At 46.2% G+C, this 24507-nt stretch carries 19 protein-coding genes; 14 read left to right on the plus strand and 5 right to left on the minus strand.

The features are described from left to right. The first annotated feature begins 170 nt into the window (after nt 1–170). The 7 genes from ACJJIJ_RS05155 to ACJJIJ_RS05185 all read left to right on the plus strand — a co-directional run bounded on the left by ACJJIJ_RS05155 (nt 171) and on the right by ACJJIJ_RS05185 (nt 9218). The gene (locus ACJJIJ_RS05155) at nt 171–701 is read left to right on the plus strand and encodes a MotA/TolQ/ExbB proton channel family protein (RefSeq protein ID WP_444938816.1); all 531 of its coding nucleotides are present in this window, start codon (nt 171–173) and stop codon (nt 699–701) included. Beyond that, nucleotides 701–1048 (plus strand): DUF2149 domain-containing protein, encoded by a 348-nt coding sequence (locus ACJJIJ_RS05160; RefSeq protein WP_020414951.1) that lies wholly within the window; start codon nt 701–703, stop codon nt 1046–1048. Before ACJJIJ_RS05155 ends, ACJJIJ_RS05160 begins: the two co-directional genes overlap by 1 nt. Nucleotides 1049–1068: 20 nt before the next feature. Then, nucleotides 1069–5001: a cobaltochelatase subunit CobN gene (cobN, locus tag ACJJIJ_RS05165; protein ID WP_444938817.1), complete on the plus strand. Its 3933-nt coding sequence runs from the start codon at nt 1069–1071 to the stop codon at nt 4999–5001. Between the two features lie 389 nt (nt 5002–5390). Next, nucleotides 5391–6005 carry a protease inhibitor BamI-like protein gene (locus ACJJIJ_RS05170; protein WP_444938818.1) on the plus strand — a complete coding sequence of 205 codons (615 nt, stop codon included), beginning with the start codon at nt 5391–5393 and terminating at the stop codon, nt 6003–6005. 246 nt (nt 6006–6251) lie between these two features. Further along, nucleotides 6252–7073 (plus strand): reprolysin-like metallopeptidase, encoded by an 822-nt coding sequence (locus tag ACJJIJ_RS05175; protein ID WP_252085493.1) that lies wholly within the window; start codon nt 6252–6254, stop codon nt 7071–7073. 491 nt (nt 7074–7564) lie between these two features. Then, on the plus strand, nt 7565–8242 hold the full coding sequence (locus tag ACJJIJ_RS05180; RefSeq protein ID WP_444938819.1) for a protease inhibitor BamI-like protein: 678 nt from the start codon (nt 7565–7567) through the stop codon (nt 8240–8242). A 226-nt stretch (nt 8243–8468) separates the two neighbouring features. Further along, nucleotides 8469–9218: a M12 family metallo-peptidase gene (locus tag ACJJIJ_RS05185; protein ID WP_252085495.1), complete on the plus strand. Its 750-nt coding sequence runs from the start codon at nt 8469–8471 to the stop codon at nt 9216–9218. 189 nt (nt 9219–9407) lie between these two features. On the opposite strand, the gene ACJJIJ_RS05190 is transcribed toward ACJJIJ_RS05185, so the two are convergent. The 3 genes from ACJJIJ_RS05190 to ACJJIJ_RS05200 all read right to left on the minus strand — a co-directional run bounded on the left by ACJJIJ_RS05190 (nt 9408) and on the right by ACJJIJ_RS05200 (nt 11144). After that, nucleotides 9408–9764 (minus strand): DUF4870 domain-containing protein, encoded by a 357-nt coding sequence (locus ACJJIJ_RS05190; protein ID WP_252085496.1) that lies wholly within the window; start codon nt 9762–9764, stop codon nt 9408–9410. A 62-nt stretch (nt 9765–9826) separates the two neighbouring features. Further along, nucleotides 9827–10453 (minus strand): LysE family translocator, encoded by a 627-nt coding sequence (locus ACJJIJ_RS05195; protein ID WP_444938820.1) that lies wholly within the window; start codon nt 10451–10453, stop codon nt 9827–9829. A 334-nt stretch (nt 10454–10787) separates the two neighbouring features. Then, entirely contained in the window at nt 10788–11144 is a 357-nt protein-coding gene (locus ACJJIJ_RS05200; RefSeq protein WP_252085498.1) for a hypothetical protein, read from the minus strand. 387 nt (nt 11145–11531) lie between these two features. Between ACJJIJ_RS05200 and ACJJIJ_RS05205 the strand changes: the two genes are divergently transcribed. The 6 genes from ACJJIJ_RS05205 (at nt 11532) to ACJJIJ_RS05230 (ending at nt 19265) form a co-directional block, all read left to right on the plus strand. Continuing rightward, the gene (locus tag ACJJIJ_RS05205; protein ID WP_252085499.1) at nt 11532–13814 is read left to right on the plus strand and encodes a TonB-dependent receptor; all 2283 of its coding nucleotides are present in this window, start codon (nt 11532–11534) and stop codon (nt 13812–13814) included. Between the two features lie 433 nt (nt 13815–14247). After that, a complete protein-coding gene (locus ACJJIJ_RS05210; RefSeq protein WP_252085500.1) occupies nt 14248–15120 on the plus strand; it encodes an alpha/beta fold hydrolase in 873 nt (290 codons plus the stop codon). 455 nt (nt 15121–15575) lie between these two features. Beyond that, nucleotides 15576–16949 (plus strand): nucleotide 5'-monophosphate nucleosidase PpnN, encoded by a 1374-nt coding sequence (gene ppnN / locus ACJJIJ_RS05215; protein WP_252085501.1) that lies wholly within the window; start codon nt 15576–15578, stop codon nt 16947–16949. Nucleotides 16950–17195: 246 nt separating this feature from the next. After that, nucleotides 17196–17603 carry a PaaI family thioesterase gene (locus tag ACJJIJ_RS05220; RefSeq protein WP_252085502.1) on the plus strand — a complete coding sequence of 136 codons (408 nt, stop codon included), beginning with the start codon at nt 17196–17198 and terminating at the stop codon, nt 17601–17603. Nucleotides 17604–17745: 142 nt separating this feature from the next. Continuing rightward, entirely contained in the window at nt 17746–18744 is a 999-nt protein-coding gene (locus ACJJIJ_RS05225) for a hypothetical protein (protein WP_444938821.1), read from the plus strand. A gap of 68 nt (nt 18745–18812) precedes the next feature. Further along, the gene (locus ACJJIJ_RS05230) at nt 18813–19265 is read left to right on the plus strand and encodes a cupin domain-containing protein (RefSeq protein WP_252085504.1); all 453 of its coding nucleotides are present in this window, start codon (nt 18813–18815) and stop codon (nt 19263–19265) included. Between the two features lie 485 nt (nt 19266–19750). Here ACJJIJ_RS05230 and pgmB read toward each other — a convergent pair whose 3' ends face one another. Together pgmB and ACJJIJ_RS05240 are read right to left on the minus strand one after the other, a co-directional pair. Further along, nucleotides 19751–20422: a beta-phosphoglucomutase gene (pgmB, locus tag ACJJIJ_RS05235; protein WP_252085505.1), complete on the minus strand. Its 672-nt coding sequence runs from the start codon at nt 20420–20422 to the stop codon at nt 19751–19753. Then, a complete protein-coding gene (locus tag ACJJIJ_RS05240) occupies nt 20419–22770 on the minus strand; it encodes a glycoside hydrolase family 65 protein (RefSeq protein ID WP_444938822.1) in 2352 nt (783 codons plus the stop codon). The genes pgmB and ACJJIJ_RS05240 overlap by 4 nt, the downstream gene beginning before the upstream one ends. A gap of 430 nt (nt 22771–23200) precedes the next feature. Between ACJJIJ_RS05240 and ACJJIJ_RS05245 the strand changes: the two genes are divergently transcribed. After that, nucleotides 23201–24454 carry an MFS transporter gene (locus tag ACJJIJ_RS05245; RefSeq protein ID WP_444890648.1) on the plus strand — a complete coding sequence of 418 codons (1254 nt, stop codon included), beginning with the start codon at nt 23201–23203 and terminating at the stop codon, nt 24452–24454. The last annotated feature ends 53 nt before the right edge of the window (nt 24455–24507 follow it).

A 24507-nucleotide genomic window follows, 5' to 3' on the forward strand; every position in this document is an offset into this window, starting at 1 on the left:
GGTTGCTCACCACTGGCGCCGATTGAGGGGGGATTATAGGGATGATTTTCTTAATGTAAAGCTAAATGCGAATCACTATCAATTAGATTAAATTTGACGTTGATAGAGAGTTCCGTTAGTTTCCGCGGCCATTAATACAGAACGAAAGTGCTGGGCTGAGGAGACTTGCAATGAATATTTCGATAATTGAGAACCTGATGGCCGATGTGGCTGATTTGTTTATGGCCCCAGTATTACTGGCGATTCTGGTTCTTTTTATCTACGCACTTTACGCAACGGGACGCTTTATCTCCCTATGGCTGCTGCGACGCCGCAATGCTGGCACCTACAGCTTGGCCTTAAAGCAAGGTCGGAAAGAGGAGCTGCCCGGCTATCAGGTGCACAACTATTACGTGCGACACCCTTTGGCATGTGATGACGAGTTGGAAGTTTTTGCACTGAAAAAGTTGGAGATGCTGCGTATGGCAACACGCATTGCCCCCATGTTGGGCTTGATCGCCACCATGATCCCGATGGGGCCGGCGTTGCGAGCCTTGGCCGATGGCAATATCCAGGGGATCAGTGAAAACCTGATTATCGCTTTTGCTGCTGTGATCTGGGGTCTCGCAATTTCTACCCTGACCTTCTGGCCGGCCTCGGTAAAGAAGCGTTGGTTTGCTGCTGAGCTAATTAACATTCGCAAATTGAAGGAGGCTGTTTAATGCGCTTCCTGGATGAAGATGAAGAGCTCAACCCGATTTTGAGTGCGGTTAACTTGATTGATGTTTTTCTGGTGATTATTGCCGCACTGCTTATCGCTATCGCACAAAACCCGCTAAACGTGTTTTCCAATGAAAAGGTCACAGTCATCAAAAATGCCGGTGAGCCCAATATGGAAGTCATCGTAAAAGATGGGGAAGAAATTAAGCAGTACAAATCCACCGGTGAAATTGGTTCCGGAGAGGGCACGCGCGCTGGTGTTGCTTACCAGATGGCAGACGGCAGCCTGGTCTATGTGCCGGAAGGAAAAGAAGAGTCTGCAAAAGACAAGGCTGTAGGGGGTAAATAGTCATGTTGAAGAAGGTTTGTATGCAATTGGCATGCTTTGTCGTAATAGCCTTCACTACGATGATGGTGCAGGCTAACGATAAACCCAAAGTTTTGCTGATGATGTCCAGCCATACCGCGAAAGCCAAGGGGGAGCTGTTATCTGATTTGGCTGCGGACCAGCCGTTTACCCTGGAGATATTTAACAGCAAAGGGAAAAGTGAAGAGCAAATAGCGCAGGCCTGGGGTTCCTCCAGCCTGGTGATGCTTGACGGTATCAATCCGGTACTCTCCCAATTTATGTTTGGAAAATACCAACCTCTGCTAACCCAGTACTCCAAAGTGCCGGTGGTTTCCCTGGGGGATGCCGATAACGCCTCCATGAACCAGGGGCTGACCTCTGAACAGCACAAATCCATCGCTGCGTATTTCAATAATGCTGGGCGTCAGAACTACCGGCATTTGATGCAGTTCCTCTCCGCGGGAGTCTTTGGCCTTACCGAGCTGCCTGTAGCCGATCCTATTATTGTGCCTAAAGTGGGTTTTTATCATCCAAGTCTGCCAAACCTGGTGGCTGACAGTGAAGGGGATTTCTTTAATTGGCTGCAGGTATCCGCAGAGCAGCCGGTTATAGGTTTGGCTATCCATCGCTCAGTCGTGGATTACGAGCAGCAGCAGGTTGTAGATGCCATCTTGGCTGGCCTAGAAGAAAAAGGTGCTAAGGCTTTCGCCTTTTTCTTTGAAGGTGAGGATCTGCCGCTTTCCTATCCGGAGTTACTGCAAGACGAAGCGGGGCAAACGCGTGTTGATCTTATGATCAATTACCGCTCTCTCCATTATGTGAGTAAACGTCGTGCGGAGTTCGAAAAGTTGGGTGTCCCGGTGATTCATGCTCTGAACTATACCGAGGGCAGTGAAGCGGATTATCTTGCCGATAATAGTGGGGTTTCTCCTTCGTTAACTCCATTCTTCTTGGTGATGCCTGAAGACACCGGTAGTATCGATCCGGTAATTGTTGCCGCAAGTGAAGGTGGCAATAAGGTTGTAATGACAGACCAGCTCGATGCATTGGTGGAACGCGCCTGGAGTCACGCCTCTCTTGGCTACAAAAAAAACAACCAGAAAAAAGTGGCTACCTTTATCTGGAACTACCCTCCCGGTGAGAAGAATATTGGTGCGGCCTTCCTCGATGTCCCTTCTTCTATTGAGTCTATCGCCAAAGCCATGGAGGAGCGTGGCTATCAAATAGAACAGCAGGACTCCAAGACCCTGATCGCCTGGGCAGGCCAATTGCTGCGCCCTTATTATCGCCGTGAAGACAGCGTGGCACTGATTGATAAAGGTTTGGCGGACTGGATGCCACTTTCCACCTATGTCGATTGGTTTAATCGTTTGCCGGCCTCTGTGCGTGATCCCATTGTGGAGCGGTGGGGTAAGCCGGAAGATAACGCCATGTTGGCAAATTATGATGGTGAGCGGGCTTTCGTTATCCCACGCATGACATTGGGTAACCTGATTGTCCTGCCACAAGGGGTGCGCGCGGATAATGCCAAAGATCACGCCTCCCTCTACCACGATATGAAAACGCCGGTAAATCATGCCTACCTGGCGGTTTATCTCTACGCGCGCAAAACTTTCGGGGCAGATGCCTATATTCACTTGGGAACACATGGTTCCCAGGAATGGTTAACCGGTAAGGAGCGCGGGCTCTCTGTGTTCGACGCCCCAAATTTGGCTCTGGGTAATATCCCGGTATTTTATCCCTACATTATTGATAATGTAGGTGAAGCTATGCAGGCCAAGCGTCGCGGACGTGCGACGATGATCAGCCATTTAACACCAGGCTTCGCTAAAGCGGGTCTTTATGCCGAAGTGGCAGAACTCTCTGAGTTGATTGGTAATTACTTGATTCTGGAAGAAGGGCAAACCCGGCTGAATACCCAGGAGCGTATTATCACCCTGGCGGACAAGCTGAATATGCTCAAGGATCTGGAAATCAGCGCTGAAACCCTGCAAGCTGATTTCGATGGCCAGCTCAGTCGTCTTCAGGACCACTTGGCCCAACTGGCTGAAATGAGCCAACCACTGGGTATCCATCGTTTTGGTCAGCTGCCCAAGTCAGAGCATCTCACCAGCACCATGCTGCAAATGCTGGGTGAAAACTATATTTCAGCTGCTGGCCAATATGAGAAGGAGCAGGGCCTGGCTTTGCCGGCGGAGCAGCTGCTGGATGAACGCAATGTAGTCGCCTTAGAAGCACAGCCGGGTTATCAGCTGTTAAATGCCTACCTGGCTGGCCACCAATTGCCGGAACTTTCTGAAGAGCTGCAAAATCACCTCCAGCAGGGTCGGGAGTATGCCGATAACTTTGCCGGTGTCGCCGAGCTACAAAACTTGATGTTGGCGCTTGACGGTGAGTACATTCCGGTGAGCTATGGGGGTGACCCTATTCGTAACCCGCAGGCAGTGCCTACCGGTCGCAACCTGATTGGATTCAACCCGGCTAAGGTGCCATCCAAGGAGGCTTATGAGGCCGGTGTTCGACTGATGGAGCAGACCATTGCCGATTATCGGGAAAAACATGGCCGTTTCCCGGATAAGCTGGCATTTTCCCTTTGGTCCCTGGAGACGATGCGCCACCAAGGTGCGTTGGAAGCACAAATACTGCATGCGCTGGGTCTCAAGCCCAAATGGAATCAGCAGGGCAATGTTACTGGAACTGAGGTGATTCCCTATTCAGAGTTAAAGCGCCCTCGTATCGATGTGGTGATCTCTGCTACGGGTCTTTACCGCGATGCTTTCCCTAATGTGATGCTGTGGCTGGCGGAAGCCATCGATAAAGTGGCGCAGATGAAGGAGGAGAACAACTTTGTCTATCGCCACAGCCAGGCCTTATTAAAGCAATTAAAGGAAGAAGGCAGTTCCGAAGAAGATGCGCGCTATCTTTCCTCTGTACGCATTTTCTCCAATGAAAGTGGCAATTATGGTACCGGCCTGAATGGTGCCAGCCTGGCTTCCGACAGCTGGGAGACAGACGACAAGCTGGCCGATCTGTATATGCGCCGCATGGGCTTTGCCTATGGTAAGGATGAATCCCGTTGGAGCGATGACCAGCGCAATGTTGCACTTTATAGCAAGGTGCTTTCCGGTACCGATGGAGTGATATTCTCGCGCTCCACCAATCTCTACGCAATGATGACTAATGATGACCCTTTCCAGTATTTTGGTGGTATGGGGCTTGCGGTGCGCAATCTCGACGGTAAGACACCCGAAATGTATGTCTCCAACTTGCGTCGCAAGGACAACATTAAAACCCAGACCCTGGGAGAATTTGTCAATCAGGAAATGCGTAGCCGTTATTTCCATCCCCGTTGGATTGAGGCGATGCAGGAATCCGGCTATGCCGGCGCAACGGCAATCCTGGATCGCGTGAACAACATGTGGGGCTGGGAGGTGATGACTCCGGAAACCATCCGCGACGACCAATGGCAGGAGATGTTTGAGGTCTACGTGGAGGATAAATACCAAATGGATATGCGTGAGTTCTTTGAGGAGCACAATGCGGAAGCCCTGGCACAAATGCTGGAGCGTATGCTGGAGGCTGTGCGCAAAGGCTACTGGCCTGCCGATGCAGAAACGCTAAGGAAAATGGTGGAGACTTACACCGAGCTCGCCAACCAGCACGACGTAGCAACAGACAATGAGAAATTTACTGACTTTGTGAATCAGCAGGCCCTTGGATTTGGTCTTGCCCCGCTTGTGAGTGGCCAGACGGTAGATAATGTCGCTGCCAGCGCTCCCGCGTCTCAGCAAGTTAGTGGGCAGAAACTAGAAGAAGTAAAAGAGCCCGCAGCTCAGGATAAGCCCCGGGACTTCTTGTGGTTATTACTGTTGGCAATTGTTATCACTGGATTTATTAGCGTATTTTTTGAGCGCTTTTTTGAGGGGGGAGGGCTGCGAGTGACCCATGTCTAGGCATTGGGGGTTACCCGTGGCGATAAAAGCCAATCCTAAAGTCACTTTTTGATCAGTTAAGGCCAGCAATTCTTACCAGCGTTGCTGGCTTTTTCTTTTTTGGCAGAAAAAATTTTAAGCTAATGTTGTTGTCATTTTTCAGGAACCTGTCGATATTTTTTCGTATCCAGCAGGTAAAGTCAGAGAACACTCACAGGCTACCCATTCAGGGATGACATTTTTGTGAAATAATTCTGAAAAATTAATTGCGTGGAAATTAGCATTAAGCGTCTCAGCATAGTGGTCCATGTTAGGAAAGGTTAAGTCTCGGTTTTGCTGTAGCTCATTAAGTAATCAGCACCATTGAGATTTTTTCTGAGCTAGCATAAATATTTTGCAGTGAGAAGCTAATGAGAAAAATAATTCCACTGATTGCTCTCCTTTGTGCGGGCTGGTATTTTTTCTGGGCAAAGAGTCAAACAGATAGCCCACAACCGATTACTGAAAAACCAGTCTCACCTCCCTCCAAGAAAATTGTTCCAACTGAAACTAAATCTACAGAAGAAGTGGTAGTGATGCCTTCCGCCCAAGAGCAAGAGGCGAACCCTGATAGTGCCTTGATGTGGGCAGAATCGGATGTCGCAAGGCAGGTTTTACATGAGTCAGGACGCTTGCCGCTTGATTTAAATGGAGAGACATATCTTGAGATTGATGTAGAGGCTCTGAAGAATTTATCTATTGGAGACTATGTTGATATAGAAATGCCTGGGGTGAAGGGAAATTACGATGCTCAGGTGGATAAAGTCCAGGAGCATGCCAGTGGGAATAAAAGTGTACAAATGAACCTGCCTGGTTATGGTAGCGTGTATTTTGTAAATTTCACAATTGGCAAAAACTCGGTATATGGTAATTTAACATTGCCTTCAGGCTCATACTCCCTAGAGGCGCAGGGAAATTATGCTTGGGTGGCTTCGAAAAAAGATTTAACCAGGAGTCACTTGGAGGAAGAGGTAAAATTAAAGTAAGAATTTATCTAATGTTGGGGTAGGAGTTACCTTACCTGGCTAGCAGCAAAGGGAGTGCTGCTTGAAGTGCCTGTTACTGCCAGAAGCGATTGCTTGTACAGGTGGAAAAGAGAGTAGGGAGTAATCTATTTTCCAGTTAAGGCGAGTGCATTTTGTGATTTGATCAGTTTGACCAAAGATGTAACCGGTTTCATTGGTTGGATCACAAAGGTTGGGGTAAATAATTTAATAATAAAAGGAACTGCTATGAAGCTAAGAAACAGTTTGGCTGCCGCTATAACGGCTCTTACCATCTCTGGGGCGGCAAGTGCGGAGACGATAAAAATTGCGGTTTGGTATACCGACCCTGCGGCTCAGTATACTGGTGATATTTCCGTAATGGTTGATAATCTGATCAGTACTTCTAACCGTATTTACGAGAATAATGGCCTGGATATTCAGCTGGAATTGGTAGACTCAAGAGAGTATTCCAAGGAGGACCTCCTCATTAATGGAGACAACCTCAATGAATTTTCTGGCTTAACTGAGTACTTTGCCGAGGATAGTACGCCGACCTACGCTGAAATTACGCAAGTTGCTCCCGGCCCAGTTGGGGTGCAGCGTCAACTTTTTGAAGCCGACATGGTTGCTCTGTTAGGCAAGGGCGAAGAAGTTTGGGAAGATGGACGCTTTCTTGGTACCCGCTGTGGAGTAGCCTGGGGCGGAATAGGTAGTAACGGTGTAATGGATCCTAGTGCCAAGCGCTTGGCCTATAGTTTGACTGCAGTTGATTGTGGGGGTACTGATCTTACATTTATTCATGAGCTGGGCCACAACATGGGGCTGACTCATTCTCGCCAACAAGGTGATACCAGTGGTTATGTTTACCGTTGGGGACTTGGTTACGGTGTAAATAACAGTTTCTCCACTATTATGGCGTATCCATCTGCATTTGGAAGCGCTGAAAGACTGGATACATTTTCTGATCCAGGCAAAATCTGCAACGGGTTACCGTGTGGCGAGAGAAATCGGGCTGATGCTCATAGAGCATTGGAGCCGATTATTGATGATGTAGCTGGCTATTATTAATCTACTTTTACTCTCTTGATTTGTTGAGAAGTTATTGACTGTTAACTCCATTGTTTTGGGGAGGGCTTTGCCCTCCCTTTTTTTGTTCTTTAACTTTTGGGTTGACTTGTTCTGCAGGTGTCTTTTTTATCTTTTGGTGTAATTTATCGCATCCTTTTTTTTGGTTATAGCTTTATAACCATTTAAGTTCCTCAAGTGGATGAACTTCTCAATATTTTTAAGGACTTATATTTGTTGGTTGCGATGAGGTTTGCAGTTTTTTATGATTTTGTTGTCGGCTTCAGTTGCGATCATTTTTTTATTTTCTTATCTGTGAAGTGTTTTAAAAAAATATTTTGAGGTCCTGATACCATTCTTCGTCTGAGTCTGGGCGATGGCGAGAATGTCTGGAAGTAACCTTTTCTGGTTGATGTTGCGAGAAAAAATTTTCTTCTGAAGCTTGGGGGTTTCGGGAGTGTTATTTTAATAAATGAATGTTGGGGTGGTGAGCTGTGAAGAAGTTGATAATTCCTGTTTTGGTGATCTTGCTAGGGGCTGGATATTATTTTTGGTCTAAAGGGCAGTCTAATACTGAAAGACAGGTCGCAAAAATTCCAGAGCCTAAACTGGCTATTGATAGGTTTCCTGTAGAAGACTCTTTGGATGAAGTTGTTGAAGGTGAGGCATCTGCAATGGATGAGCCTCTGGAAGAAGTTGAAAATATTCTTTGGGAAGAGTCAGAGTTAGCCAAGCAGGTACTTCATGAAAATGGTCGCCTACCAAAAGATCTCAAGGGTGAAACTTATCTTGAGCTTAACGTGGATATGTTAAGGAATTTAGAGATAGGCGAATATGTTGATATGGATCTTCCTGGAGTGGAAGGTGACTACGATGCTCAGGTGGGAAGTATTCAACAGCACACGAGTGGAAACAAAAGCTTGGAATTAAACTTTCCGGGGCATGCACGCCTCTTTGGGGCCACAATAACGCTAGGAAAGGATGTGGTTTATGCTCAGCTGAACCTGCCATCGGGCTCTTACACTATGGAGGCACAAGATGGTTTTGCATGGATTGCGCCTAATGGGGCTTTAATTCAGGGTCATGTAGAAAACGGTGATCTACGTAGAAAACCATCGTCCCAAGGTAAGAAATTAGAAGGCGGCGATCTTTTAGTTGAAGATGAGCTGTAAAGAATCTAAAGATGAGGGATGCATAGTTTCAAATCTTTAGGTTGACAAGGGATGTGTCTATAGGTAACCCGTAAATATTAAGAGTTTATTTTCTCGATAGGTTGGAAAAAAAGGATGGTTTCTTTGCGGGTTAGGGTGCAAAAGCATGTCATGTTGGCAGTTGATCAATTTTTGCAGCTGCCAAAAAAGTACATGCATTAATTATATAAAAAAAAGGAAGACTACAATGAGTCTCAAAAAAAGTTTAGCTGCTGCCGTTGCAGCTGCTGCAGTTTCCGGTTTTGCACAGGCTGAAACTGTTGATGTAGGCATTGTATATACAGATCAAGCGGCAGCTTATACTGGCGATATTTCTGCAAAAATTGATCAGTATATTGCTTATGCCAATAATTCTTTTAAAAATAACCTTGTTGATATTCAGCTAAACTTGGTAGGTACAGCGAGAACCTCCACAGATCGCCGCCCTACAGAAAGTGACATCGATACTATCACCGCGAGTAGCAGCTACCAGAACTGGCGTGCTTCAAAAAAAGCGGACATGATCATTTTGTTGGGCATGGCCGAAACTGATGGTCGTTATACCACTTGTGGTATCGCCTGGGTTGGTCAAGGTAGCAATGGCACAATGTATGCTTCTACCCGTGATCAAGCTTATAGCATCACTGCCGTAGACTGTGGCTACAACACTTTCGTTCATGAGCTTGGCCACAATATGGGCCTGAGTCACTCTACTGCTCAGCAAGGTACTCCTGGCGTGTACTCCTATGGCTATGGCCATGGTGTACAAAATAGGTTTACCACGATTATGGCTTATCCGCATGTATTCGGTACTACAACCCAGTTTGATATTTTCTCAGATCCGGATTGGGTAGCCTGTGATGGTTTACCTTGTGGTGAAAGAAGAAATGGTGTTGATATCTCAAACGCGTACCGCGCAATTGGCCCGATCGTAGATGATATTGCAGGTTATTACTAATAACTCGCTGTATCTATATGATCAAAGCAAGCCGTCATTTTATATTTAGTGGCAGTTGCTTGCACCTCTAGTCTTTGACTAGAAAAAAGCCGGGGTTTTCTCCGGCTTTTTAGTTTGACGACTGTTAGTCGCTAAAATTACGCGGATACCACTTAAGCTATACACGTCTGGAGCAGGCAATCTTTAAACTTATTGAAAAAAGCGAATACTGAGTGGGTAGCGCCAAAAAACGCCCTCATTGGCTCGGATGGCCCCAATAAGAATAAAAGCTACATTGATTAAAGCGAGCACGATCAACCCCAAAAGACCTACGCCGAGAACGATAAGAATAGTACTCACAATAGAGTAAATAAACAGGCTGATCATCCAGTTGAAAATCATCTTTCCATGCCTGTCAATCTCTGGAACCTGATCTTTTGTGGTTGCCCACATAATGACTGGTAATACAAAGCCTGCACCAGGAATAATAATCCAGGCCAGTTGACTCAGGTGTAGGAGCATTAGAAACGTATTTCTATCTAGTCCCCATGGTTTATAGCTATCCATAAATGCCTTCTCTTGCGATTTTACGTTTCATGTAAACTTTAATATGGCTGAATTTCACCCGGCTAGCGTTCTGTTGCTAGGCGAGCGGCAAGGCCAATAGCCCCCAGGATGCCCTCCGAATGTCGAGTAAATGCTGCAGGCTGTTTAAATACGTGTCCCAACCGGCTAAATGAAAGAGAAAATATTGTATTGACTATGAGGGCTGTGGTACTGAGCAGAATGCCAAGAAGTAATATTTGGGGCGTAAGGGGCTCTGTACTTGTGGTGAACTGCGGTAAGAACAAGCTAAAAAATAAAAGCGCCTTCGGGTTCATTAAATTATTAATCAGGCCTCTACTGACGAGCTGCCAAGGAGTTAGCCTTTCTGTTACAGGTTTAGTGTTCTGAACAGAGAGGTTGGCGCGCCAGCTACGCAATAGATTAAATCCAAGCCAGGCAAGATAGAGGGCTCCGACAGTTTTTACTACTATGGCGACCAATGGCATGGCCTGCATTATTTGGCCGAGGCCAAATGCGACGAGTAGCGTTTGAATAAGTCCTGCAATGAAAATCCCCAAACCGATTAAAAATCCAGCCAAAAAACCTCTTGTGGCGGAGTAGGTCGATATCAATACTAAATCTGGACCTGGTGAGATGGCCAATAGGGCAGATGCACCAAGGAAGGCGGTCAAAATATGAATCTCGGGCACAAAGAAAGCTCCTAGGGGACTTGTAGCTGGGGGATTATAACCCTGGGATCAGTACTTCCCCTGAAAAGTAATGTCATGTTATGAGGAAATGCAAATTGTACTTTTGCTTTAGATGATGCAGCGTAATTATCTGGAGAGGAAGGTTATTGGTGAGATAATCAGAGTCTTGGGTTTAAGTCAGAAAATGAGTCTTTATTAAGAGTATTTATTTGTGAGTCTCTTGGTTGTAAAGGGGTATTCACCTTTTTCGAAAGCAGGCTAGGGTTGATAGTGTAACCTTTAGTTTATTTGGATCTTCGCACAATCAACCCCGCCTCTGCTTCTCAGTAGGCCCCTACTGCTCCTGTATCATTTCCACTGGGCCATGATCATCACAGTGATCACCGTGCACATGATGCAGGTGTCCATCTACCAGATAATCGACGTGATCTCCATGGGGAATACGTTCGTGTCCGCAGTTTTCCCCATGGACATGAGTGGCGTGTGTGCTGGTAGTGATAGGATTGCAGCTCGCGGGATTTTTGCTGCTGACTTCCAGCACGTGCTCATCATAGTGGCCATGGTGGGGATGGTGTAGATGGCCATTGTGCAAATAACAAACATGGTCTCCATGCCGTATAGCGGCATGCCCGCAGTGGGGGCCGTGCTTATGGGAGTGGTTGTCCGCCTGATGACATGAAGAACTGGTCATTTTGAGCCCTCAATGGTGGCACTGAACTTCTAAATACATCCTTGTCAGCTACATCAAGGATTCCTTCCGTGTATTCACATAATTCTACTTTAGAAACGCATTGGCCCCTTTCAAAGCAATAAATACGTCTTAAAGTCTGTGGCAGCGTCTGCTCACTTCACCGGGAGGATGTCTGGCGGAATCTTACTTCCTTAGCAAATATGACCAAATACAGGAAATAGCCACAAATTACCCTGCCAACCGCATTGCAATCGATTGCAATCCTGCTTTATAGTTGTTCCAAAGTGTCGTCTCACAGGACGGGTACATAAATTGCAATCGTTTGCATTGGCGTGTGCCAGACACATCTCAAAATCCAATAAGAATGACGATGAGAGGGAAGTTTTAATGAAGAAGAATCCTCTAGCGCTGGCTATACCACTTGGGGCCATGCAGCTGGGCTTCTGGGGCTATGCCACAGCTCAGGAAGCCACTTCACCATTGGCGTCTGAAGATAGGGTGATTGAGGAAGTGATCACCACGGGAACCCCAGGTGGTGCCGGTATAAAAAAGCTGGATGCGAGCTTTTCAATCACAACCCTGAGTGACGATGAAATCGGTAAAGCCTCCCCGTCTAGCACTGCAGATTTGCTGAAGTCTATCCCAGGTCTTTGGGTTGAAAGCTCTGGCGGCGTATCTGGTGCAAACATTGATGTACGGGGATTTCCGGGCGGCAGTGACGCTCCGTTTGTGACGGTCTCTATGAATGGCTTGCCACTTTACCCGGCACCGACTCTTTCTTTCATGGAAAACTCCTCTCTATTCCGTGTGGATGAGACGATCCAGCGTGTAGAAGGCCTGCGCGGTGGCCCTAATCCGGTCTACTCTAACGGCCAGCCGGGTCTCACGACCAATTTCATTTTGAAAGAGGGGACCGAAGAAACCGAGGGTCGCTTTAAATACACCACTTCGGACTATGACCTTCAAAGGGCTGATGCCCTTCTGACCGGGAAGCTCAGCGAAGATGTGTACTACATGATGGGTGGGTATGTGAGTTCTTCTCCCGGTATTCGCGATGCCGGTTTTGATGCGGAAGAAGGTCACCAGTTCACCTTGCACCTGACTAAAGAGATGGACAACGGCAAAGCCGGTTTCTACGTACGAGATACTAAAGATACTGGCACCTGGTATCTGCCAAATGCTTCCTTCCTGGCAACTGACTACACCCAAGTGGGTCCCAGCAATCGCAAAGTTTCAGTGCCCATTTCCCAGGCCGACGGAAATGGTGGCTCTGAAACGCGCTGGGAAACTTTTGATATGGGAGAAGGCCGTGGTTGGGACGGCAGCGTATCTGGCGCCTACCTTGAGCTGGACCTGGGTAATGGCTGGAGCCTTACTGAGCGTTTTGGTTTGACCAGTGGTAATGCTGATACTTTAGGTTTTGTACCCAATGGTCGCCCGGTATTACCTAGTGAGTTGCGATACGACGATGGTACAAGCGTGACTTCAGCTACTACCGTGTCTGGGGCTGAGGTCAGTAATGAAACTTTGTTGCAGCAATTCGGTGCTTGGGTAGTACGAAAAGATATTGAGGCAACGACCAACGATATCAGCCTAGCCAAAGAGTGGGATGACTTTAAGGTAACCGCAGGCTATTACACTTCTAGTTGGGAAGTTGATGAGTGGTGGAGTCTTGGAAACCAAGCGTACTATGTACTTGGTCATGATGGTGAGCAAGTTGCTGGCGATATTTCTTGTGATGATAAAGAACTCGACCCAGTTCTCTGTTGGAGCCATGATCTTGAAGCGATAGGTGATGCCCGAGAAAACGCATTCTACATTGCTGGTGAGTTTTACCTGGGCGATTTCACTTTTGATTTGGGTGTGCGCTCTGCAAATCGTGAAACTAACTACTCAGTAGATGAAGGTGTTCGTGATGGTATTTTTAACACCTATAAGGCGGATGAAGAGGGTACTGCCTATACAGCTGCAGTAGATTGGGCCTTCGCTGAGAATATGGGGGCTTTCTTCCGTATAAATTCAGGCTTCAAATTCGCGGACTTTGATAATTATCGCGAGTTTGGCGAGAGCTTCCGCGCGGGTTCCGATCTGATTATCGATATTGACCAATATGAGCTGGGCTACAAGCTGCAGGATCAAGACTACTCGCTGTTTGCCACCCTTTTCTACAATGAAACCCAGGGAATGCCTGATTGCATTATTGGTAGCACCACATGCGCTCGCCTGGAAACAGAGGCGTTGGGCCTTGAGCTTGATGGCAAGGCCCACTGGGGTGACTTCACTTTGGGCCTGAATGCAACTTTGCAGAAGCCAGAAATCACCCGCGGTGACTTTAAAGGTAATCAAGTGATGCGCCAGCCCGAGTACCAAGTACGCCTAAGCCAGAACTATGATTTCACGATCAGCAATATTGATATGGCGATGTTTGGTGGAGTAAGCCGAGTGGGTGATCGTTTCAATGACAGTAAAAACTCTGTGACGCTGCCGGGTTATACCAAAGTGGATTTTGGAGCAGTGGCCTACTTAAACGATATTACCGTTCAGCTTGCACTGGATAACCTCACCGATGAGGAGGGTATCACCGAGGGAGACCCAAGGGATCCTCAGGCAACCAATGTTCGTTATATCCTGCCGCGCAATATCAAGTTAAGCATCGCTTACGACTTCTAGTTTGACTCAAACCTCTCCCGCAGGTTTTATGAGCTTTGCCGCACAATTTCTATTGTGCGGCTTTTTTATGCCTTCTTGCCACTTGTCCTTAAAATGCTCGACTTGGTCAAATTTTCAGCATTATTAAGATTGATTATTGTCCCTATCAATTAACGAGCCTCTTATAAAGTAAATATTATAGTGATTTCCCTGGCAAAGGTTTTCTGGGATAGTGCTTGTAGATGTTGCTGGCTAAATTGGTAAGTTGTACGAGTTGTTCTTTCGGCAGGTATATTTTTCAGTTAAATATGCAGCATTAAGAGCTACGTCTGTGTCGGGTAAATAGTGTTATTTGATTTAGGTGAATGAGGGACAGGAGTTACTGGTTTGACAATGTTTTGGGTGCCGATACTCACCGTAGATATTATGTAAGCTATAAATTCCAAGGAAGATTATGAAAATTTATACCGCATTTTTACTCAGTGTTCTTTGTAGCTCAGTTTGGGCGCAAGATGAGCATAAATATGAGTTTGTTACCATTGGAAGGAATACAATATCCTATCTTTGTAAAGAGGAGGGTGAGGGTAAAAAAGTAGTATTGATGGTTTCAGGTATGGGGTTAGATGCGCATAGTACCTATAAAAATACCTTTCATAAATTCTCTTCTAATGATTTTATGCTTTGTATCTACGATCGGCCTGGAGTTGGAAAAAGTGCTCATGCCGTTCCAAAAGTTAGATCGATGGATGTGCTTTCTGCTGAGCTTGAGGCTTTTGTGGAGTTTAAAAAATGGGACTCCGTAGTTCTTGTGGCCCACTCATTTGGTGGTTTAGTAGCAAGGGCATTTGCAAGTGAAAACCCCAGCAGGGTGTCTGCCCTTCTATTTGTGGATGCAGCCCATGAATCCTGGTACAGAAACCTGAAGTCTTCTTTATCCAAGGAGGGATGGGCAACGATGCAGTGGATTATGGAGTGGGAAAAGGAAAAGCATTCCTTCGAAGATTTTGCAGAGTCTGCATCAAAACCAGAGCGTTATGAGTTAAAGAAAGAGATTCCAATCACGGTTATGAGTAGAGGGTTGCCACATACCGCAATTCGTCAGACTAAAATGAGTTATGCAGATGTAGACGTTTACAACAGGACTTGGGATCAGTCGCAAATTGAACTCACCAAGATTAGTGACAACGCCAAGCATGTAATTATGAAATACTCCTCGCATCTGTACGATAAAACCGATCCGTGGATTGTACTTGAAGAACTGAATCAACTTTTATCTAAAGTTAAGCCTTCCCCTGAAGAAGGCCTGGGACGTAGGACATCAAACTAAAGTTTGATGATATTAAAGAGTCCCGAGCTCAATTTTAGTGAGAATTTTTATTTTTATAAATGTGTTCAGGGTTGATCTGGTAATGTGTTGTCCCTAAAAAGGGTAATGGTCAAATTAAGCCTGAACCAATAGGTGGGACGGTTTTCATGGTACGGGCTTAATAAGTAGTGCCTACTTGCAATGACCAGCCAAAGAGTACCTGTGATCAAGATGTAAACTGGGTCAAAATAATGTGAATCGCGACTCAGTCCCAAAGAGTTAGGCCTGTGTTCCTCTGTTGGCACTTCCTGTCTCAGGTGAATGGTTTAGTTGTACGTCAACTTTTCTTGGCTATTAAATCCAATTGCCTCGGTTTAATTAAAAAGAAGCCTAGTCATCAACTTAGATTACACTTCTATAGCACCAGAACACTATTTTATGTAAAGATCCCAATCTCAGTTCAATAAGAGGGTTGCATGTCTATTGATCTTATCGATGCACAGGTTTCATCTACAGGGCAGTTTGAGATCCTATCCAAGTATGAAATTAATCGGCTTAGTAGCGAGAGTCGTGGTTCACAATACCAAACCTTTAGAAACTGCTCACTAGCGGTGCTAAATAGTGGCGGTTTTATGGATGATGGTAAGGAGCTTCTGGAAACCTTTGCTAATTTTGATATCTCTGTTGTCCCCACAGAGCGCAGTATAAAACTACAGCTTAAAAACGCTCCAGCCAGTGCTTTTGTTGATGGCAAAATTATCAGTGGTATTGCAGAGCATTTGTTTGCGGTACTGAGAGATATTATTTATGTAAATAGTGAAATCACCGGCAGTAAGTTACATGACTTAACCTCCTCTCAGGGCATTACCGATGCGGTTTTTCATATTATGAGAAATGCCGGTACCTTCGATAGAGTCCGCACGCCTAGGCTGGTAGTATGCTGGGGAGGGCACTCAATCTTATCTGAAGAGTACGATTATACTAAGCAGGTAGGTTATGAGTTGGCTTTGCGCCACCTTGATATTTGTACCGGTTGTGGGCCGGGAGCAATGAAGGGGCCAATGAAGGGTGCCACTATTGGACATGCCAAGCAGCGCGATCGCCATGGACAGTACCTTGGTGTTACCGAACCCGGTATTATTGCTGCAGAAGCACCAAATGCAATCGTCAATCAACTGGTTATTCTCCCAGATATTGAAAAACGCTTAGAAGCTTTTGTACGCACAGGCCACGGAATTGTGGTTTTCCCAGGGGGGGCGGGTACTGCTGAGGAGATCATCTATCTCCTGGGGATACTCCTACACGAAGAAAATAAGGATCAGCCATTCCCTGTTATCTTCACCGGCCCACCTAGTGCAACGGAATATTTTGTTCGTATTGACGAATTTATCGCTTCTACTTTGGGTAAGGAAGCTCGTTCAAGATACCAAATTATTATTGATAACCCACAGGAAGTGGCTAGACAAATGTCGGTAGGCATACAAGAGGTCAAGTCCTTCCGCAAAGCAACGGATGACGCCTATTATTTTAACTGGAAGTTAAAAGTCGCTAATGAATTTCAGCAGCCGTTTATACCAACTCATGAAAGTATGCTGAACCTCGCTTTACATAAAAGCCAAGAACCCTATCTATTAGCTGCCAATCTGCGACGTGCATTCTCTGGCGTTGTATCTGGCAATGTGAAAAATGAAGGGATTCGGATGGTTGAGGAGTATGGACCTTATGAGCTGCGTGGTGATTCGAGCATTATGCGCAGCATTGATATTATGCTGGAGTCTTTTGTGAAACAACAGAGAATGAAGTTGCCGGGTAAAGAGTATGTTCCCTGCTATAAGGTAATTTCCAAGTAGTTTCAGAATTTTCTACCAGAAATAGTAATGTGCAAGGGGGTGCTAGGTGGGGTAGGGTTCTTTACAGTGCTGTCCTCTATTTGAGAAGGCCCCTGGGAAAATAATTATTATGTACAGAATAACTACACTCCCTTTGTAAGTTTGCTGTGAAACCTAGATATAAGAAGATGTTTAGTGGGGCTAAAGAGAAATTTTTGCCTTAATTGGGTTGTTATTATGACCAGTTAGTTGTTAATAAGGATTTATATGAAGGACCATAACTATTACAACAAGATTTGCAAAGGTAAGCTTCCAGGGCTTCTGGGGATTGAACTTGTGAAAGTTGCTGAGGGCGAGATCCATGCAGAGATGAAAATTTTGGAGCCTCATTTGGCACCTAATGGTTACTTACATGCTGGTAGCGTCGTTTCTTTGGCCGATACGGCCTGTGGTATTGGTTGCTTGGCGAACTTACCAGAAAAGGCTTCTGGCTTTACTACTGTTGAACTGAAGTCGAATCATCTGGGAACAGTTCGGGATGGGATTGTTCTTTGTGCTGCAACACCTGTTCATATGGGGCGGACCACTCAGGTATGGGATGCTTCTGTAGTTTGTAAGAGTACGGGTAAAAAGTTGGCATTGTTTCGCTGCACGCAATTGATTTTATACCCGTGACTGAGGATTGCCCCCAGCTTGAACAGCAGTACTTATTTGCAGGGGCTCCTTCTGGAAGTTATATTCTTACCATATTGGGAGGATGATCGATCAGTGTCACTCTTCCCTTGCCTTATAAGAATAACCCGCTGGTGCTTTTCTAATGCTTCGTCCATTTCTACTTGCTCTAATATTGCTCTCTTTAGTTTTTCCCGTTCTCGCAGAAGAAAAGGCATCTGACCAGTTAGATGGTTGGCGATTGGTGAGCTTTAAAAATGAGCCGTTATTGAATTTACATCTATATTTGTATGAATTGGCAAGAGATAAAAATCTATATGCGGCTTTAAAGAAGGAGGAAGGCATTGTTGCTGATCAGTTGTACCTCTTCGAGAGGACGATCAATGATTATATTACACATGGGGCTGAACAAAATATTAATATTATTCGGTCTAGCGGGGAAGTGGCAGATCTAACAGCCCTGCTTTTATCAGGCACTCCTGTCGATTCTGAATCAGTTAATAATAACTTATATGCTCATTTGCAGGAGCTTTCCACTCTTTATAATGAGCAAATGTGGGGTCTGCATAGAGAAAGTAACTTTAGGTGGTATCTAAGCTTACGGGAGAAACTGGATGTGTATGGTGACCCAATTGCTAGCCGGCTCGAAGACCTCTTTGGTGAAAAACTGCTAGTAAATGCGCATACAGTAAATATTGTCTATAAGCCTGGTATGCGACAGGGAGCTACCACTTCAGGAAGAAGTTCTCAAACTATTATCAATAGTACCTATTCAGATTACTCAGGCTGGCTTGCATTAGAAATGTTTTTTCATGAGTTAACACATGCTAACAGTGTAAATCGCAAAAGCAAACTTCAAGGGATAATCAGCAGTGAGTTTGATAAATATGGCTTAAAGGCTCATAAACATATATGGCATCCAATTCATTTTTATACAGTTGGTGAAGTTGTTAGAAGAGTTATTTCAAAGGAAGAGCCAAATTTCACAGATTACGCAACACTGAACGGTTTATATGTTGGGCGCTGGAATTATAAATCCCTTCTTGATAAGTATTGGATACCTTACTTGAATGGTTTGGTTTTAATGGAAGAGGCGATAGCTAATATTGCCAAAAATCTGTCAAAAGAAAAACGTGAGAATTAAGTGCCTCTTTGGTTGGGATCAATTTTAAGGTTATTGTTAATTTCATTATAGGTCTTAAAGGAATAGTCATGCAGCCTATCAAATTATCTGAACACCCTGAAGGGGGGAGATTTCTTGAAGTGTTCAGGTCCAATGCAGTGGTGACCAATAACAAAGGGCAGAGAAGATCAGCGCTCACTCACATTTATTTTTCATTAGATAAAGGCGAGGTAAGCCGATTTCATAAAGTGCAATCGGATGAGGTGTGGAATTTATATCAAGGCGCAGGACTCTATCTTTATACTTGGAATGACTTGGATAAGAATGTTCAGAGGATGGAAATTTCGTCCAATAATAATACGTTTTGTCAGGTTGTTCCAGCTGGAACTTGGCAGGCAGCTGAACCTATTGGAAAGACAGTACTGGTAGGCTGCTCCGTTGGGCCAGGATTTGAATTTGCTGATTTTAGTCTGATAGATCCACAATCGATTGAGGCTAAAAAATTAATTTCCATAAATTCCGACATGTTGAAGTTTATTTAGTTTTAGATGGGTGGTTGTTCTCATGCAAATGAAGGGGGAAAGGGTGTCAATAGCATTGTAGATCATATATTCCTTACTATATTTAGGGGTTGATCGTTGGTTTGGGGTTTATAAGTCTGGGGAAATGGGGCTGGTAATTTTGCTCAATCACTCAGTGAATTCTTAGGAAAGGTCAGATACTTATTCTGGTTTTTATTTCTTCGAGTACACGTATTTTCCATATATGCGTAGGGTGATTTCTCCCCAATCTATTGATTGGTGGCCCTTTCTTTCATATCTCGTTTCTGTCGGGGTTGGTTTTTGGAAGTAACCTTAGTGCGTGTTAAATATATTGTAGCAGTAAAGTTTAGCTTTAGGGAGAGACTGTTAGTAGTCGCTATTTAGTGGGCTACCTCTTTACAATATTAGAAAGCAAGTAATGCTGAATAGAAGGAGAGCAATCTTTCTATTCAGCTTGAATATTGATTTTGAAACAGTTCTTACATTTAACTGATTGAAGCTGCGTGGATAGCAGAAAGAAAAAAGTCTTTAGGGACGAACTCCGACAGGCTGCCGACAATAAAATCAGCTTTTCTCAGGGAATTTTCACTCCCCACCCCAACAGCAGTCATTCCCTTGGCGGCTTTGATCGCAGCGACCCCGGCAGCAGCATCCTCAAAGGCAACACAGAGTTCAGGTTCAACTTGTAGGCCTTGCGCTGCTGCGAGGAAAATATCCGGGCAGGGTTTAGGTGCGGACTGTTCTGGATCGGCAATTGTTGAGAAGTAATGTGATATCTCCAATGCTTGCAAAACGGCCTGCGCATTCTTACTGGCTGAGGCCAGGGCGATGGGGATTTGTTTCTCGTTTAACCAGGCGAGAAGCTCCCCAGCACCGGGCAGTAGATCTTTTGGAGATAAGCTGCGAATCAGTTTCTGATAATAACTATTTTTTCTGCTAGCTAGATCGATCTTTTCCTTTTCACTAAACCGATCGCTCTCTTCCCCAAGAATCACTTCCAATGAGGCCATACGCTCCAATCCCTTAAGCCTTTCACCGGTATCTTCAGCCCATGGGCGCTTGAGTTCTTGGGCCAGTTGGTGCCAGGCTTTCAGGTGTAGTCGTGCGGTATCTGCGAGTACACCATCCAGATCAAAAATTGCAGCACGATAGATCACTGTGTTACCTCCACTGGCGGTGCTATCTCAAATGTTTGGGTTTCGCCTACTGCGAGAAATACGGGTTCATGAATGTGATGAAGGTTGATGGGCTCGCCAGTTATCAGGGTATAGCTGGCATTACTGTAATTGATGTCCACTTCCAGGGTGCGACCACGGAATTGCAGACGGAAGCGATAACCTTCCATACCCTCGGGTACAAACGGGGCGAAGCTCAATTCGGTACCATGCAGGCGCATACCGGCAAAGCCCTGCACCATGCACATCCAGGTGCCGCCCATACAGGCGGTATGGATACCGTGCTGGGTATTATTGTGGTGATTGTCCAGGTCCATTCGTGCTACTTGCTGGAAGTAGTCGAGCGCTTTTTCAGGGTATCCCACCTCACTGGCAATAATGCTGTGGATGCAGGCGGATAGGGTGGAATCGTGTGTAGTGAGCGGTTCGTAAAAATCGAAGTCGCGGCGTTTTTGTTCGATGGAAAACTCGGAACTTTCGAGCAATAGTCCCAAGACTACATCTGCCTGCTTGCAAACCTGATGTCGATAAATTACCAGTGGATGGTAGTGCAGTAGCAGGGGGTAATGATTTGCCGGTGTTTGCTCAAAGTCCCACACTGGCTTGTCGAGGAAGCCATCATCCTGCGGGTGGATACCTTGGGATTGGTCGTAGGGAAGGTACATGGCCTTTGCGGCTTTTGCCCAAAGCATGGGCTCCTGTGGGCCCAACTCTATACGCTGGGCCAAGGCCAGGCACGCTTCTGGATCAAAGGATTGCAACCATTGGTATACCTCTGCAGCATACTCCAAATGCGCACGGGCCATCAGGTTGGTATAGAAGTTGTTATCTACCAACGCAGTATATTCATCCGGGCCAGTGACTTCATTAATACAAAATTGGTTGTTTCGGCGAGGGTTGAAGTGGCCAATTTCCATCCATAGGCGGGCCCCCTCAATAACCAGCTCCGCCCCTTTTGCCCGCAGAAACTCTGTATCGCCAGTGACTCGGCTGTAGTGGCGAACCGCATAGGCGATATCCGCATTGATATGAAACTGGGCGGTGCCGGCAGGGTAGTATGCAGAGCACTCCTCCCCGCCAATGGTGCGCCAGGGAAAGAGTGCGCCCTTGCTGATCGCCAGCTCTCGGGCACGGGCACGGGCCGCATCCAGGATCGAGTGGCGATACTCCAGCAGGTGGCGGGCCATATTGGGCTGGGTGTAGAGAAAAAACGGCAATACATAGATTTCTGTATCCCAGAAGTAATGGCCGTCGTAACCATCTCCCGAGAGCCCTTTAGCAGCGATATTCGTACGTCCATCCCTGCCTAGGGATTGGAATAGGTGGAAAAGATTAAATCGAATACCTTGCTGTAGGCTGTCGTTGCCAAGTACCTGGATATCGGATTCTTGCCAGAATTTATCCATCTCTATGCGTTGGGCCTTGGCATATTCAGCAAAACTTTTATTGGCGTTGAGCTCAAGGTATTGGCGAAGTGATCCAGCTTCAATCGGCTCAGCCCTTTGCTCTGCGAAGTAGGCTAGGTATTTGGTCAGTCCTATGGGTTTACCCCGTTGGGCAACACATCGGTATTCGGTGGCTACTCGGTTTTCATGGCGCAGATTAGTCATTGTGTGGCCCGCACTGGCCTGCAGGCGGTGTGTGGCGGCACAGCGAATCTCATAGCCACTGCTTCTAACTGAGAGCGCCAGTGCCAAGTAGTCACCATCGGCGACGTTATTCAGCCATTGGATATCCCCTTGGTCAATGGGGGAAGCCAGGCGTGGATCGTCACTGCGCTCGGCTTGGTCGAGATTGCCATCCAGCCCCGTTAACAAGCGTATCTCCCCACCAAAATCCAGTGGAGTGATTTCAACATGGATGAGCACTAGGTGTTTTTCAGTTAGGCAGATTTGGCGCTGGGTTTTGAGCCTGAGGGTTTTTCCAAGAGGTGAACGCCAGGTAAGGCTGCGCGCAAGGGTTGCGCTGGCCATATCCAGATGGCGCTCATACTCGAGTATTTCACCCTCAGCGAGGTTGAAACGCTCTCCATCAACCCAGATTTGAATACCCTTGCCGTCCGGTACTGTTAGCATGCGCTGATTATTGCGGGCGTAGCCGTAAGCAGCCTCGCCGTAGCGAATAGGTTCACTGGCATAGACCCCATTGAGGTAACAGCCATCAGAAAAGGGCTCGGGATCAAAGCCTTCCTCAAAGGTGCCTCTCAGGCCAATAAAACCATTGCCCAGGGAGAATAGGGTGGCGTTAAGAGGGTAGTCATCCGCTTGAAACTCTCTTTCCAGCAGGCCCCAGGGGTGAATTTCAAGCTTATGTTGTTGTTCTTTCTTCATACCACTTACACAGAAACTGATGGTTAGGTGCTTTGCCGAAGTGATTAGCGCTTCGAGCAACTCCCTGCAGTCTATCGCTTGTACACATTAAAATGCAATCGATTGCATTTCGGAGGTAAAAAAATCTCCTCCTACGGTAGCTATGTGCTATTTGTGAGTGTAAAAATTCTTTAACTTATTGATAATAATGAATTTATTAGCATTGTTGTTATCTAGTAACCCGCTAGTCTGACCGGCGATCGCTGAATGGTCTCTATTTGGCAGTTTGAAACATTGCAAACGATTGCAATTCTTTTGTGGTAAGTCATACTGTTGAGTTCTGGGGGCGTGAAAATTTACAGTCATCAACCCACACCAAGAGATCAAAAAATGTACAATAACAGGCTGGTACGGCTGCACGCCTGAGCCATAGACCGATAAAGATTTCCTTATGAACAATCAGCGCATACTGCTTTCCCTATTCGCCATCTACTTTGTATTCGCCATTCTCTTGAACAGTGTCGGTACTGTGATACTGCAGGTGATTAATACTTACGGCGTGAGTAAATCTGCAGCCAGTGTATTGGAGGGCTTTAAGGATATCCCCATCGGCATCGTATCTTTTCTGGTGGCTTCGCAACTGCCGCGTTTCGGATTTAAGCGGGCCATGCTGATGGGGCTCGCTATTGTTACCGGGGCTTGTATTGCCATGCCCCTATTGCCAGGTTTCTGGACAGCAAAACTACTGTTCCTTTCCGTGGGAGTCGCATTTGCCTTGGTGAAGGTCGCGGTTTATTCAACTGTGGGCCTGTTAACCCGTGGTCCAAATGAACATGCGAGTATGGTGAATACCCTGGAGGGGGTATTTATGGTGGGGGTTCTTGGTGGGTATTGGCTGTTTAGTGCCTTTATCGACTCAGCCAATCCAGGTTCCATAGCTTGGCTGAGTGTGTATTGGGTGCTGGCTGCGATTTGTCTGTTTGCCTTTATTTTATTGTCGCTGACAAAAATGGATGAGTCGGGTACCCGGGTTGAAGGCACCAGTCCACGGCAGGATTTCTGGGCAATGATAAAACTGATGGCCAAGCCCCTGGTTTATATTTATGTAATTTCCGTTTTTATCTATGTGTTGATCGAACAGGGTATCGGCAGCTGGTTGCCCACGTTTAACAATGAAATTTTGAAGCTACCAGCGGCGATGAGCGTCCAGGCTGCCAGTATTTTTGCCGCAGGGCTCGCCTTGGGCCGCTTGGGGGCTGGGGCTATTATGCGGCGTTTACACTGGTACCCAGTGCTGAATGTCTGCCTGCTGGCAATGGCATTACTGGTGGTACTGACTCTGCCGCTATCCAGTGATGTGCAGGCCAACCCGGATATCAACTGGTTCAATGCGCCGATTGCGGCCTTTATTCTGCCTCTGATTGGCCTGTTTATGGCCCCCATTTATCCGGCAATCAACTCGGTGATGCTGAGTTCACTACCGACCCATCAGCATTCGGCGATGACCGGGCTTCTGGTGATTTTTTCTGCGCTAGGGGGCACTACCGGTTCACTGATTACGGGTTCGGTTTTTGAAGCCTTTGATGGTCAGGTGGCCTTTTACTTATCACTGGTGCCGATCTCGGTAATTCTAGTCAGCTTGTTCTTTTTCCGTAGGGCTGTGGAAGGGCGAGAAGTTGGGGCCTCAGCTAAGTTGACGGTTTGAGCTATCAGAGTTCATTTTACAAACTCTTGTAGCACGCCTAAGATGGCGTATTT

Source organism: Microbulbifer mixtoriginis (SeqCode), from assembly GCF_052467945.1.